7 protein-coding genes are annotated in these 12,225 nt (G+C 69.9%); all 7 read right to left on the reverse strand.

Annotated elements, in window-relative coordinates; translation table 11 throughout:
- Window positions 1-47: 47 nt before the first annotated feature.
- The 7 genes from ACGFRG_RS01725 to ACGFRG_RS01755 all read right to left on the reverse strand — a co-directional run bounded on the left by ACGFRG_RS01725 (window position 48) and on the right by ACGFRG_RS01755 (window position 12,217).
- The gene (locus tag ACGFRG_RS01725) at window positions 48-2,798 is read right to left on the reverse strand and encodes an alkaline phosphatase family protein (protein ID WP_393260281.1); all 2,751 of its coding nucleotides are present in this window, start codon (window positions 2,796-2,798) and stop codon (window positions 48-50) included.
- Window positions 2,799-2,802: 4 nt separating this feature from the next.
- The gene (locus ACGFRG_RS01730) at window positions 2,803-4,161 is read right to left on the reverse strand and encodes an ABC transporter permease (protein WP_393260283.1); all 1,359 of its coding nucleotides are present in this window, start codon (window positions 4,159-4,161) and stop codon (window positions 2,803-2,805) included.
- The gene (locus tag ACGFRG_RS01735; protein WP_393260285.1) at window positions 4,158-5,195 is read right to left on the reverse strand and encodes an ATP-binding cassette domain-containing protein; all 1,038 of its coding nucleotides are present in this window, start codon (window positions 5,193-5,195) and stop codon (window positions 4,158-4,160) included. Before ACGFRG_RS01735 ends, ACGFRG_RS01730 begins: the two co-directional genes overlap by 4 nt.
- A 128-nt stretch (window positions 5,196-5,323) precedes the next feature.
- Window positions 5,324-6,250, reverse strand: a complete 927-nt coding sequence (locus ACGFRG_RS01740; RefSeq protein ID WP_393260287.1) for an endo-beta-N-acetylglucosaminidase H — start codon at window positions 6,248-6,250, stop codon at window positions 5,324-5,326.
- A 148-nt stretch (window positions 6,251-6,398) separates the two neighbouring features.
- Complete coding sequence (locus ACGFRG_RS01745) at window positions 6,399-8,861, reverse strand: collagenase (RefSeq protein WP_393260290.1); 2,463 nt, start codon at window positions 8,859-8,861, stop codon at window positions 6,399-6,401.
- A gap of 438 nt (window positions 8,862-9,299) precedes the next feature.
- The gene (locus tag ACGFRG_RS01750; RefSeq protein WP_393260292.1) at window positions 9,300-10,883 is read right to left on the reverse strand and encodes a PE-PGRS family protein; all 1,584 of its coding nucleotides are present in this window, start codon (window positions 10,881-10,883) and stop codon (window positions 9,300-9,302) included.
- Window positions 10,880-12,217, reverse strand: coding sequence for an MFS transporter (locus ACGFRG_RS01755; protein WP_393260295.1), 1,338 nt, complete (start codon window positions 12,215-12,217; stop codon window positions 10,880-10,882). Before ACGFRG_RS01755 ends, ACGFRG_RS01750 begins: the two co-directional genes overlap by 4 nt.
- Window positions 12,218-12,225 lie beyond the last annotated feature (8 nt).

Below are 12,225 nucleotides of genomic sequence, written 5' to 3' on the forward strand. Positions count from 1 at the left end.
CCCGGCCGACGTCACCGCCGACCGGGGCCCTGTCGCGATCCGCCGCGTCAGCCGTCGTTCTCCGCTGACGGGATGTAGGCGCCCGGTACGTCCTTGGGCGCGTAGATCTTCGTCTCGCCGGGGTACGGCTTCGTCCACCCGTGCGTCTCGTACCACGTGAAGTGGTTCATCTGCTGAGGGTTCGCGAAGTCGGGCTTGGCGTCCGGTCCGGTGAGCCGCTGGTGCGACTTCCAGGTCTCCCACTCAGCCGCGAGCTGCTGCTTGTCCGCCGGCACCTTCGCCGGCGGCACGGCCGCCGCGCGGGGATTCTGCGCCGACGGGGTGTCCGAGCCGCAGGTGGGCGGGGTCGTCAGACCCGCGGTCAGCGAGGTGCGGTTGGGCAGCGCGGTGAACGGGGTCAGGTCCGGCTTCCCGGTGAACGCCGCGCTCATCGGGCTGGCGGCGCTGTCCTTCTGGTTCATCGGGTGGATCCCGAGGATCTGCTCGATGGTGCGGATCATCGTGATCTGCGAGTAGTAGTGGCTGTCGACGACGCCGTGTCCGGCCCAGGGGCTGATGATCTGGATCGGGGCGCGGTGGCCGTCGACGTGGTCGAGGCCGGCCTGGGAGTCGTCCTCGACCACGAAGATCGCGGAGTCCTTCCAGTACGGGCTGTGCGAGATCGTGTCGACGAGCCGGCCGGTGGCGAGGTCGTTGTCCGCGACCTGGGCGGCCGCGTTGGGCGGTCCGCCGGTGTGGTCGCTGGAGAGCCAGAACATGTTGAGGTTCGCCGGACCGTTCTTCTCGAAGTCACGCTTCCAGATCTCGTACCGGTAGATGTCCGGGACGCTGGTGTCGAACTTCGCGAAGCCGGGCACCGACACCGAGTTCAGTGACGGGATCGGCGAGGAGGAGACCAGGGGGTAGGCGGTGTTCTGCCCGGTCGACCGCATGTTCTTGGTGTCGCAGTACAGGTTCTGCCAGCTCGCGTCGGCGGGCTTGGTCAGGAACTGCTGGAACTCGCCGAAGTCCCGTACGGACTTTCCGGCGGCCTGGGCACCGGTCCACAGGAACCCGGTGCGCTGGTGGCCCAGCGCGTCGTCCTCGGTGTCGTAGCTGCGCTCGTACGCACCGGCCGAGGACTCGGTGTACTCCGGGTCGTCGGCCTGCATCAGCCAGTTGTGGCCCTCGGCGGAGTTCGTGCCGATGTCGTACGTGTTGTCGTACAGCCCGAACTGCTTGGCCAGTGCGTGCTGGTTCGGTGTCACGTTCTCGCCGAACTCGGTCAGCGACGGGTCGCCGTTGCCCTGCGGCAGGTCTCCGTAGACCTGGTCGTAGGTCCGGTTCTCCTTGACGATCAGGAAGACGTGCTTGATCGTCGACGGGTCGCCGAGCCGCACGGGAACGGGCACCGGCTGTGCGTGCCCCTTGCCCGCCGCGACCGAGCCGGCACTCCAGCCGTTCTGCCGGAAGACCTTGGCCGTCTCGGACTTGATGATGCTGTCCTTGGGCAGGAGGAACCGCTGCAGGCTCGATGTCGTGTCGTGGGTGTTGTGTCCGGCGCTGTTGGCGGGACGGCGGGCGTCGATGCCACGGGTGTTGGAGACCCACACCTCGTTGCCGACGGTGGCGATCTGGGCGGGGAAGTAGTCCGTGGGAAGCAGGCCGACGTAGCCGACCGGCTCCTGTGGGGTGGTGTACCGGTAGACGGCGACGGCGTTGGCTCGGCCGAGCGTCACCAGCAGGCGGCCGTCCCTGGCGAACGTCACCGCGGTGGGCTCGTAGCCCACGGACGCCTCGGGCCACGGCTTGGTGGAGATGGTCTGGACGACCTTGTTCTTCGCGGTGTCGATGACCGAGACGTCGTTGGTGGCGGTGTTGGCGACGAACAGCGCGCCCTTCCTCGCGTACAGGGCGGTCGGGTGCAGGCCGACGTCGATGCTCGCGACGGCGGCGGCCGGGTTCGCCAGATCGATGACGCTGACCGTGCCGGTGGTGGTGGCCGCGGTCACCGGGTCGGCGGGCACCTGGGTGTTGTACGAGTTGACCGTGGTGTCGCCGGGCTTCGCCGGGCGCCCGCCCTCGTTGCTGACGTAGAGCTTGGAGCCGACCTTGGCCAGGTCGCGCGGGGCGTTGCCGACGGCCCAGCTGTGCTGGACGGCCCCGGTCGCCGTGTCGATGGCGACGACCCGGTTCTGGCCGTTGACCGCCGCGTACACGGTGGACCCGTCGGGCGAGAACGCGGCCGCACCCACAAGGGCGTGCTTGGGCCCGTCCGCCGGGATCTTGACGGACACGGGGTTGGCGAGGCTGCCGTCCGCTTTCACGGTGAACTTGGTGTAGCCGTCGGTCTGGCCCAGCCACAGTTGCCTGCCGTCAGGTGAATACGTCGGGCCTTCCTGGCCCACGTCGTTGCCGCTGATGCGCAGATCCGCCGAGGCGCTGTTGCCGATGAGCTGCTGGACCTTCCCCTTCTTCAGGTTCACGATGTCCAGCGCCAGCCCTCCGTCGGCAACCGAGGCCGCGAGGTGGGTGCCGTCCGGGCTGACCGTGGACGACATGATCTTGCCGTTGTTGATGACGAGACGGCTTCCGTACGGGGCGATGTACTGGTCGCTGGAGATGACCTGGCCCTGACTGGTGACCTGGCCGACCCGGTCCTTGCCGAACTGCGTCGTCTGGGCGAAGGCGGTGCCGGCCAGGGCGAGGGCGACGGCCGCGATGCCTGCCGTTGCCAGGGGTGTTCGGCGGCCGACGCGTCTGCCGACAGGGCCGGAGTGCCCCTTCTCGGCACTCCGACGACGGCGTGTGACCTGCATGGACTCATCCCTTCGGGGTGGCGGACAACAGCTCGACATTGCCGTCGAACTGCCACAGCGGGTTCGGCGCGTCCCCGGTCGCGGTCCGCACCAGGAAGTAGCCGTTCACTTCCTTCGGCCCGTCGCCGTCGGCCACGAACCGCCCGTCCGCGGCGACATCGAGCTGGTAGACGGCCTGCCCGGTGGTCTCGATGCCGGGGAGATGCCAGGAGACGACGCAGCGCCAGTCGTTGCCCGGCCCCTTGGCGCCGGTGCTGGCGTTGCCCTTGCTGCACGCGGCCGTGGCCTTCAGCTGTGTTTCGGTGACCGCGGGGCGGTTGAGCTGGTCGGTCTGCGTGCGGTAGAGGTGGGCGAACGCCGTGGCGACCGAGCGCTGGATCTTCTCCTGCTCTATGCCGGAGCCGGTGGCCGTCGTCGCCGCGGCGATCACCGCCACGGTCCCGGCGAGCAGCCCGGCGAACGGCAGGACCGCGAGGGTGAGCGCGCGGCGCCCCGGGCCGTCGTGCGCCGGGTTGGTGAAGTCGCGCCGTACGAAAAGGAAGTAGGCAAGCGTCGTGGCGGTCGCGGCCCACAGCAGGGCGACCGCGACACCGATGAGAAGCGGGCCGCCCTGCACCGGGCTGGTGAACAGGCCGTTCCAGGCGATGAACGCGTAGCCGGGCAGGGCCAGGCGTACCGCTACAGGCAGCGGCAGTAGCTGGGCGAGTTGCATCGCCAGCGCGACGAGCACCGGCAGCAGCAGTCCCATCGGGGAACGGCCGAGGCTGACGGACCCGAGCAGTCCGATCGCGGCGAGGGCCAGGGCCGGGGCCAGCACGCAGAGCCAGGCGAGCAGCACCTTCCCGGCGGCGTCCGACGGAGCCAACGCGTGCCCGTCGAGGCCAACCAGCGGATGACCGCCGACCGCCGCGAGCCCGCCGACCGTGCTGGACGCAGCCAGTCCGACCACCAGCACCAAGATGACGGTGAGACCCGCCAGCGCCTTCGCGGCGAAGATCCGCCGGGGCGAGCGCACCGCCACGAGGAGGTGCCGCCAGGTGCCGAGCCGGTCCTCGGAGGCGAACACGTCACCGGCGACGACCGAGGTCAGCAGAGGAAGCGCCCAACTGCCCGAGAAGCCGAGCGTCACCAGCGGTCCGGCCCACCCGGTCGCGTGCATCCAGCGGCCGAAGAGCGTGTCCGTGGGGAGCGTGCTCTGCTGGGCCACCGCGGCGACGAAGACGCCCGGCACGCTCCAGCAGGCCAGAACCAGCAGGCGCACGCGCCACTGCGAGATGAGCTTGACCAGCTCGAAGCGGTACGCACGCACCACCGGGACGCGACGGGTGCCAAAAGCCGGCTGGGTGGCGACAGCCACGGTCATCGTCCGGCCTCCTGCGGCTCGGTCCGCTGCTTGTGCCGCCGTTCGGTCGGCTGCTCGGTCGGCTGGGTGGGAAGCTGCCCGGTCGGTCGCCCGGTGGAGGGCTCGGTGGAGGGTTCGGTCAGGGACAGGAACGCGGTTTCGAGCGGCGAGGCCACCGGTGCGAGCTCACGCAAGGCGATGCCCGCGTGGACGAGCCGCCTCACCAACTCGTCGAGGGCGGGCACCAGGGCCCGCACGACGAGCCCATCAGCGTCGTGCCTCCCCTCGGCGCCGTCGACGGTCGAGATCCCGTCCGTCTCGGCCGCCAGCCGACGGGCGGCCCGCGCGTCGGAGGTGAGCAGACGGTATTCGAGTTCACGGTTCTCGGCGGCCAGCTTGCCGAGCGGGCCGGAGAAGACCACCCTTCCGGTGGCGAGGATGGTGACCTCGGAGCACAGCGCCTCGACGTCATCCATGCGGTGGCTGGAGAGCACGACGCCGGTGCCGTCCGCCGCGAGCCGGGTGAGGACACCGTGTACGTGTCTGGTGCCGGCCGGATCGAGGCCGTTGGCCGGTTCGTCGAGGACCAGCAGCCGGGGCCTGGTGAGCAGGGCGGCGGCGAGCCCGAGCCGCTGGCGCATACCGAGGGAGAAGCCGCGCGTCCGGTCGTCGGCGACATCGGTCAGGCCGACCTCGTGGAGCACGTCGTCGATCCCCGCTGTCCGCGCGTCGTGGCCGCGCAGGGCGGCCAGCGCGGCGAGGTTCTGCCGGGCGGTCAGCGAGGGGTAGAGGCCGGGCCCGTCCACGAAACCGGCGACGCCGTCGGGAGCGGCGAGCCCTCGGCCCACCCGCGTCCCCAAGATCTCCAGACGGCCGCTGTCGGCGACAGCCAGTCCGAGGAGGAGCCCGAGCAAGGTCGTCTTGCCCGCGCCGTTCGGTCCGACCAAGCCGTGGATCTGACCCTGCGCCACATCCATGTCGACGCCGTCGAGTGCGATGACGTCGCCGAAGCACTTGGTGATCCCGCGTGCCTGGAGTGCCAGCGGTGTGTCCATGAGCCCCTTCTTCCGGGAGAACCCGCAACAGAACATAGGGACGGCACACGACGCGGACAGGGGCTGCCAGTTGAAGGCCGGTGGAACGGAAGGCGACCGTCAACGGTCCAGGCGCCCCCGCCCCTCACTCACGGGGTGTACACGGCATCGGTTCCGTACAGCTGCCGCGTGAAGGCGGACACATAGGTGTGCCGGTCGGAGCCGTCCAGGTTGTAGGTCAGGTAGACACCGTAGCCTTCGCTGACGGTCCGCCTGGCCAGGCTGGCGGCGGTGCTTGAGGACGTCGAGCCGAAGTCGACGGCCGCCGGTGACAGGTTCGCCTTCGGCAGGGCTATGCCGGGCACACCCCAGGTGCCGTAGTACGGGTTCCACGCGTAATTGAACTTCGACGAGATGTCCACGCCGCCGTAGGACAGCCTCGTCGACGACGGGCCGATGTTGTAGAGCGAGATCAGTTTGTTCGGCATCGCGTCGCGCAGCGCGGAGACCAGGTGGACGAACGAGCTGTCGTTGGGCTGGCCGGTGCCGTTGTTGCCGTATTCGGCGTACTCGTCGTCGAAGTCGATGCCGTCGAGGCCGTACCTGCTCACGGCGTCGGAGAGCTGCTTGGCGAACGCCGAAGCGGCCGCGCCGGAGGGGAAGTTCGCGAACCCGGCGCCCTGGTGGTTGCCCAGCACCGACAGCATGACCTTGATGCCCTTGGCCTGCAGCGGGCGGATCTGGGTGGCCGCGTTGTCCAGGACGCGCTGCACGTTCGGGTTGAGGTACAGGTACGCCGACTTCGTGGCGGTGTCGTAGTTGATGTTGGCGGCGAACACCACGGCGATGTCGAAGACGTTGCCGCCGCCGTTGGCCAGGCGGTACTTGCCCACGTTGAGCATGCTGTCGCTGTTCACCTCGATGTAGGCCACCGAGATCGGCCCCCGCTTCTTCGTCGCGGGTGCCCCCGCCGCCGACGTGGTCGCCGTCGCGCCGACCACGAGTGCCACGGCGGCCAGGAGTGCGAGTACCGTCGCCCGTGCTGTCCGTGCTCTGTTACGGCGTGCTGCGCGCATTGCCGATCAGCCTCCCGTCGCATGGTCCGAGCGGAGCCTGCCATACCACGGGCGGCCCTGAACAGGGCGCCTCGGGCACGCCTGCTCGCCCGCCCGCGCAGGCGGACGGGCGAGCAGGGGCGAACCCGAAGGGCTGCCTGTTCGGACCTCAGTAGGCCGTGGTGACCGTGACGCCGCTGAACGCCGTCTGCGCGTACAGGCTGATGTACCGGTATCCGGCGGTGGTGTTGGTGACGGTGATGCTCTCGGTGTTCCCGGCGTTGGTCGAGCGGGCGGTGTACGCCGACGGGGTCGCCCAGCCGTTGGGGTTGTAGTAGAGGTCGGCGTTGCCCGTGCCTCCGGCGGTCGTGATGTGCAGGGTCACGGTGCCGGCGGGCAGGTAGACGTACAGGTAGTCCAGGTCGCCCGCATTGGCCGAGCGACCGGAGCGGGAGCAGTTCTGGCCCAGGGCGCGGGTGTCGGCGCCGGTGCAGGCGGGCAGGGCGCCGCTGAGGGTCACGGACTTGGTGGCGGTGGAGGTCAGGCCCTTGGCGTCGGTCACGGTCAGGGAGATCGTGTACGTGCCGGGGGCGGTGTAGGTCTTGGACGGGTTGGTCGCCGTGGACGTGGTGCCGTCGCCGAAGTTCCACGAGCGGGCGGTGACGGTGCTGCCGGTGTCGGTGGACTTGTCGGTGAGGTTCACCGTCAGCCCGGAGACGGACGCGTCGAAGGCGGCCTTGGGGCCGTTGCTCGTGCTGCCGCAGGCTCCGGCGGCACAGGCGTCGAGCCAGGCGTTGAAGTCGGCGTCGTAGCGGGTGCCGATGCCGGTGTTGTAGACCGCGTATCCGCCGGTGTAGTCACCGGTGCGGAACTTGGCCAGCATGTTCTGCACGTCGGCGGGGTGCTTCTCGACCATGTAGCGGGTGGCCAGGTATCCCCACGGATAGGTGCGGGTCAGATCCGAGTTGGCGTAGGTGCTCTGCCACAGGGTGCTCAGTGCGTAGGTGTGCTGTGCGGCGTCGGCGATGGCCTCGGTGTCGGGCACGCCGCGGTAGCTGTAGGAGACGTACTCGGCGAAGCCCTCGATCCACCAGATGTCCGGGACGGCCTGCCCGGCGTTGAAGTCGCCGGCCATGTCGTAGCGGCCGTCGAGGTAGTGCGTGTACTCGTGGTTGAGGTTCCAGATGTCGGCGGGGAAGCCGTCGCCCACGCTCTTGACGTAGGAGAGGAAGCGGGCCTGGTTGGCCGGGTCGGAGGGGTTGCCCTCCAGGTACTCGCCGCCGTTGTTCGTGCTGTTGCCGAAGATCCAGCCGGAGTACGTCTGGTAGTCCTTGGGGCTGGCGAACGTCACGATCTCGATGGTCGTGTTGTGGTCGTCGGCCACCGGGCCGTTGTCCTTGACGAGGTTGTGGAAGTACGCGTCCTGGCCCTGGAGGCTGGTGCAGGCCGCGGCGAGGGCGGCGTTGGTCAGGGACTGGGCGCGGAAGGTGTGGGCGGCGTCGCAGTGGTAGGTGATCGGCAGCGCGGCGGCCGTCAGCTGACCGGCGAAGTCGCAGGTCCCGTAGTACGAGCACTGGGCCTTGTCGTACGTGTCGGTCATGGCGGCGACGCCCACCCACAGGGGTGCGGTCGCGCCGGTGATGGCCGAGTCGCCGAGCAGGCCCTTGACCAGCGGCCTGACCTTGGCCTGCAGCGCGGGGGTGTCGAGGAAGCGCGCGGTCTCGGTACCGGCGTTGGAGTCGAGGTAGAACCAGGCGTCGTTCAGCTTGGCCAGGTGGTTGTGCGCGAACGCGCTCAGCGTGTCGATGAGACTCGGATCGGTGGTCACCGCCGTGATGAACGCGGGGTTCCAGTGGCCGCGGAAGATCGGGGTGAACACGTCGTTCACGGCGACGTCCATGCTCCAGTACGCGTCGTAGGAGCTGTTGTAGCCGTTGAGCACCTTCTGGTACGTCTTCAGATAGCGAGCCTGCTCGGTGGCGCTGTCCGTCAGGATGATGACCTCGCCCAGGACGTCGCCGCTGGCGGAGCTCACGTCCATGGAGTGCGAGGACGCGAAGAAGGTGTCCAGCGCGGCCTCGGTCGCCGAGGCGAGGCTCGCGCCGTACGGTCCGACGTCCGAGGCGTGGTTGTACTGCACGTAGTACCCGGCGCGCAGGAACAGCACGAGCTGCCACACCTGGGTGGAGTTGTCGCCGGGGTAGGTCCGTGCCGTGTTCTGGAACGCGTTGGCGATGGTGACCATCTGCGCTTCGCGGAACGCGTTGCGGGCGTCGGTGCCGGTCAGGGCGAACAGCGTGTTGACGCAGTCCGTGCTCGACGCCTGGACGAACGCGACGAGGGCGGATCCGCTGCGGCTGCCGAAGTCGGCCGGGGTGCAGGAGGCCGCGGTCAGGCCCTTCGCACGGCTCGGCTTCGACGGGGCGGTGCGGGACGGGACCGGGTTCTGCGGAGGCCGGTGAGTGGCGTCGACCGGGGTGCGGCGTTCGTCCGCGCGGTCGGTGACGGCCGCGGCCGAGCCGACCGGCGGCGGGGCGGCGTGCGCCTCGGGCCCAGCCGCCGCGCCTTTCGCGGGCCGCGGGGCCGACCCTTGGTGATCGTCCGCGACAGCGCGGCCCGCCTGGGCGAGCATGACTATCGACAGGCACAGTGCGAGCGCGAGTATGAACAGGCCGCCGAGGCTGCCTCTTGGTCGTATCGGTCTTACTGGTGGGGTGTTCACGTGCCGCCTCCCAGCGGAGTGAATGCCGCGCTGCGGCGCGCGGCGGTGGGGGATCCCGCGAGCCGCCGGAACCACCCGGGCCGCCCTGTGCGTACGGGCGTGTCCGGGCAGCCCCCGATGACCCGCGGGCCGTGCTGATCCGTTGGCTTGAACGCGACTTGCGGTGGCCGCAGCCAGAAAAATTGCACATGTCACATTGCTTGTGAAGAGAGCGCGGGTAAACCGGCGGCAATTCCTGGGCAGTTGGGGTCCGCCGAGCCTGCGCGGGCAGCATGGACGAGCGGTGCCAGGCGGGAGGAACGGGATGAAGCACGGCTGACCGGGCAAGGGCTCCCATCCAGCAGCAATTCACACCATCGCGCCGGCCGCGGGCTCGATTCGCTGGAGCAGCTGTTCCATCACGGGGATGGGCAGCGCCGGGTGCTGTGCCGCGAGCTGTGCGGTGTCGGTGTCCCGCAGCAGGCGGATCAGTACCCGGGCGGGCAGTCCCGGATGCCGGGCGGCCGCGCGGCGTACGCGCTCGTGCGGGTCGTCGAGCAGCCGAACGGCCGACTCGGGTGTCAGCCGTGGGTCGGACGCGGCCCGGTGCCGTACTTCCTCATCGCTGTCCCGGCTGAACCTCTCCACCAGCTCCGCCGTCGAATCCGGGTCGTCCAGGGCGAGTTGACGCATTCTTGGGTTCTGTTCGTCGGCGTAGCGGAGCAGGTCGCGACGGGGGAAGTTGGGGTGGCCGTGGGGGCGGTCGGGAGTGGTCAGGCTGCCGGTCCACCACTGCCATACCCGCAACAGCATGTCGGCGGGCGCGTCGTCACAGGATTCCGCGAGGAAGAGCTGGACGACGCGGTCGTCGTCGCGGGCGAGGAGTTCGACGACGTCCGGCGGGAGGTGCCTGGCCCGGGCGACGCTTCTGCGTACGAGGGGATGGGAGGAGGAGGCCAAGCGGCGCATGGCTTCCGGATCCTCGTGCAGCGCCGTGACCCAGTCGAGGGAGTGGGAGTGACCGCGCGGGTCGAAGACGATGGGGATGCCCGCACGCTGTTCCTCGGTGAGGTCGGAGCGTTTGGCCACCACGGAACGGACGTTCACGTCGGCGTCCTGGGCGAGGAGGCCGACCAGGTCCGGGTCCAGGTGCGGGTTGCACGCGAGGGCGCGGCGCTGGGCCGGTTCGCCGTGGTGGGCCAGGTGTTCGGCGAGGCCGCGCTCCAGACGACAGGTATCCACCGCGCCGTCCTTGAGTGCTTCGGTCTCGAAGACCGATCGGGGCATCGGGTGCTCCTGGTGGTGCTGGAACAGAGCCTCCATGCGCACCTTGTCAGAGGGATCCTGGAGAAGCCCGCGTCTCGCCGACGTGTCCAGATGAGGCCAAGCCCTGCTGCACGCCAAGGCCCGTACGGACGCGTCGTCATCGGCCGTCAGGCCGGCCAGTATCCGTACGGGCAGTGCATGAAGGCGAGCCGCCTCCTTGCGGACGTGCGCGCTTGGGTCCGCGGCGAGCTGCTCGTACGCGGTATCGGTGAGCTCGGCGCGCCGATCCGCCGCGAGCAGGGTGAGGATCCAGCGGTGCCGGGTTTCCCGCTCGCCCAGGATCAGGCGAGTCCACTGCTCAGGCGTGAGGCACGGCTGGACTTCGGCCAGAAGCTGCCGCACCTTGCGCTCCGGGTGGACGATGGCCGCCTCGACGACCGCCGCCGGCAGACGGCGCCACAGGAGATAGTGCGACAGTCCGATGAGGCGGGCGCACAGGTCATCAGGGGTGGACGGGTTGAGCGCCAGCCCATGCGCCCACGACTCACGCACTCGCTCCGACGGCCCGGGCTCCGACCCCTGGAACAGCGATGCCCACGCGGCCGCCCGCTCGTGCGGGCTCTCCTGGCACGCCGCCCGAGCGGCTGCCTCCTGCCACTCCCGGAGCTTGTCAGTCCCACCCTTCATGACTCACATGATCCACTACGGGCCGACTCCGTGCCGGGCCCGTGCGGGACAGGGCCGGTCGCGACCGGTCCGGCCTGCTCGGGGCGGCGCACCCGCACAGGGGTGAACAGCGCCAGCACCGCGATCAGCAGACAGCACCCTCCGGCGATGACACACACCGCGCCCGTGCCGTACCGCTGCGCGGCCCAGGTGAGGACGGCCGCGCCGATGGGGGCTGCCGAGTAGTGGATGGTCCAGAAGGCCGAGGTGACCCGGCCGAGCAGGTGGTCCGGAGTCACTTCCTGCCGCAGTGACATCGAGCAGGTCCCCGAGACGCTGACGCATCCCAGAAACACCGCGGTCAGGGCCGCGATGCCGGCCACGCTCGCGGCCGAGCCGATCGCCGCCAGGGCGAGCCCGCAGACCGCGACGCCACCGGTCCAGGTCACACCGAAGCCGAGCCGGTGGCGGATCCGGGCGACGAACAGCGCGCCGACGACCGTGCCCAGGGCTCCTACCGCGAAGACGGTGCCGACCGCGCTGTCGCCCTGGCCGAGGTCGTGCTTGAGGTGATAGATGATCAGGTCGTTGAGGCCGAGGGTCAGAAAGCTGAAGCCCGACAGCAGAAGCGTCAGGCTCCGCAGCACCGGATGCCGCCGCAGGAACGACACCCCGGCGGCGAACTCCTTGCCGATCGACTCCCGCTCGGGGCCACGCGCCGCCGTGTCACCGGACTGCTCCGTGCGGCCCTTGAACCGTATGAAACCCAGACAGACGGCCGACACCCCGAAGCTCACCGCGTCGACGGCGACGGCCGCCGCCGGTCCCAGCCAGGCCGCCACCACGCCCGCGAGCAGCGGTCCGACGACCCCGGCCGCCGCGGCCGTCGCGTTCAGCCGCCCGTTGGCCTCCGTGATGCGGTCACCCGGCACGAGCGCCCGTACAGCGGTGACATACGTGACGGAGAACAGCATCCCGACGGCCTCGGCCAGGGGAAGGACCACGTACAGCAGCCAGATCTGCGGGCCGAGCGCCCACGCCAGCGGGATCAGCGCGTACAGCACCAGCCGGACCAGATCGCACGCGATCAGCAGCTTCCGGCGGTCCAGCCGGTCGACGACGACCCCGGCGAACACCCCCGCGCCGACCGCGGCCGCGCCCGCGGCACCGGTCAGCAGACCCATCTGCGCGACCGACCCCGTCGCGTGCAGCACCAGCAGCGGCAGAGCGACCAGCGCGAACGAGTCGCCGACGACGGAAAGGGTCTGCGCGGCCCAGAAGACACCGAACTCGCGATCGCGCCACAGCGAACGCGAGCGGTCCGACAGGGGCTCGTCACCAGGGAGTTGAGGCATCCGGGGAG

The sequence above is a fragment of the Streptomyces sp. NPDC048696 genome (assembly GCF_043198895.1).
GTDB lineage: Bacteria > Actinomycetota > Actinomycetes > Streptomycetales > Streptomycetaceae > Streptomyces.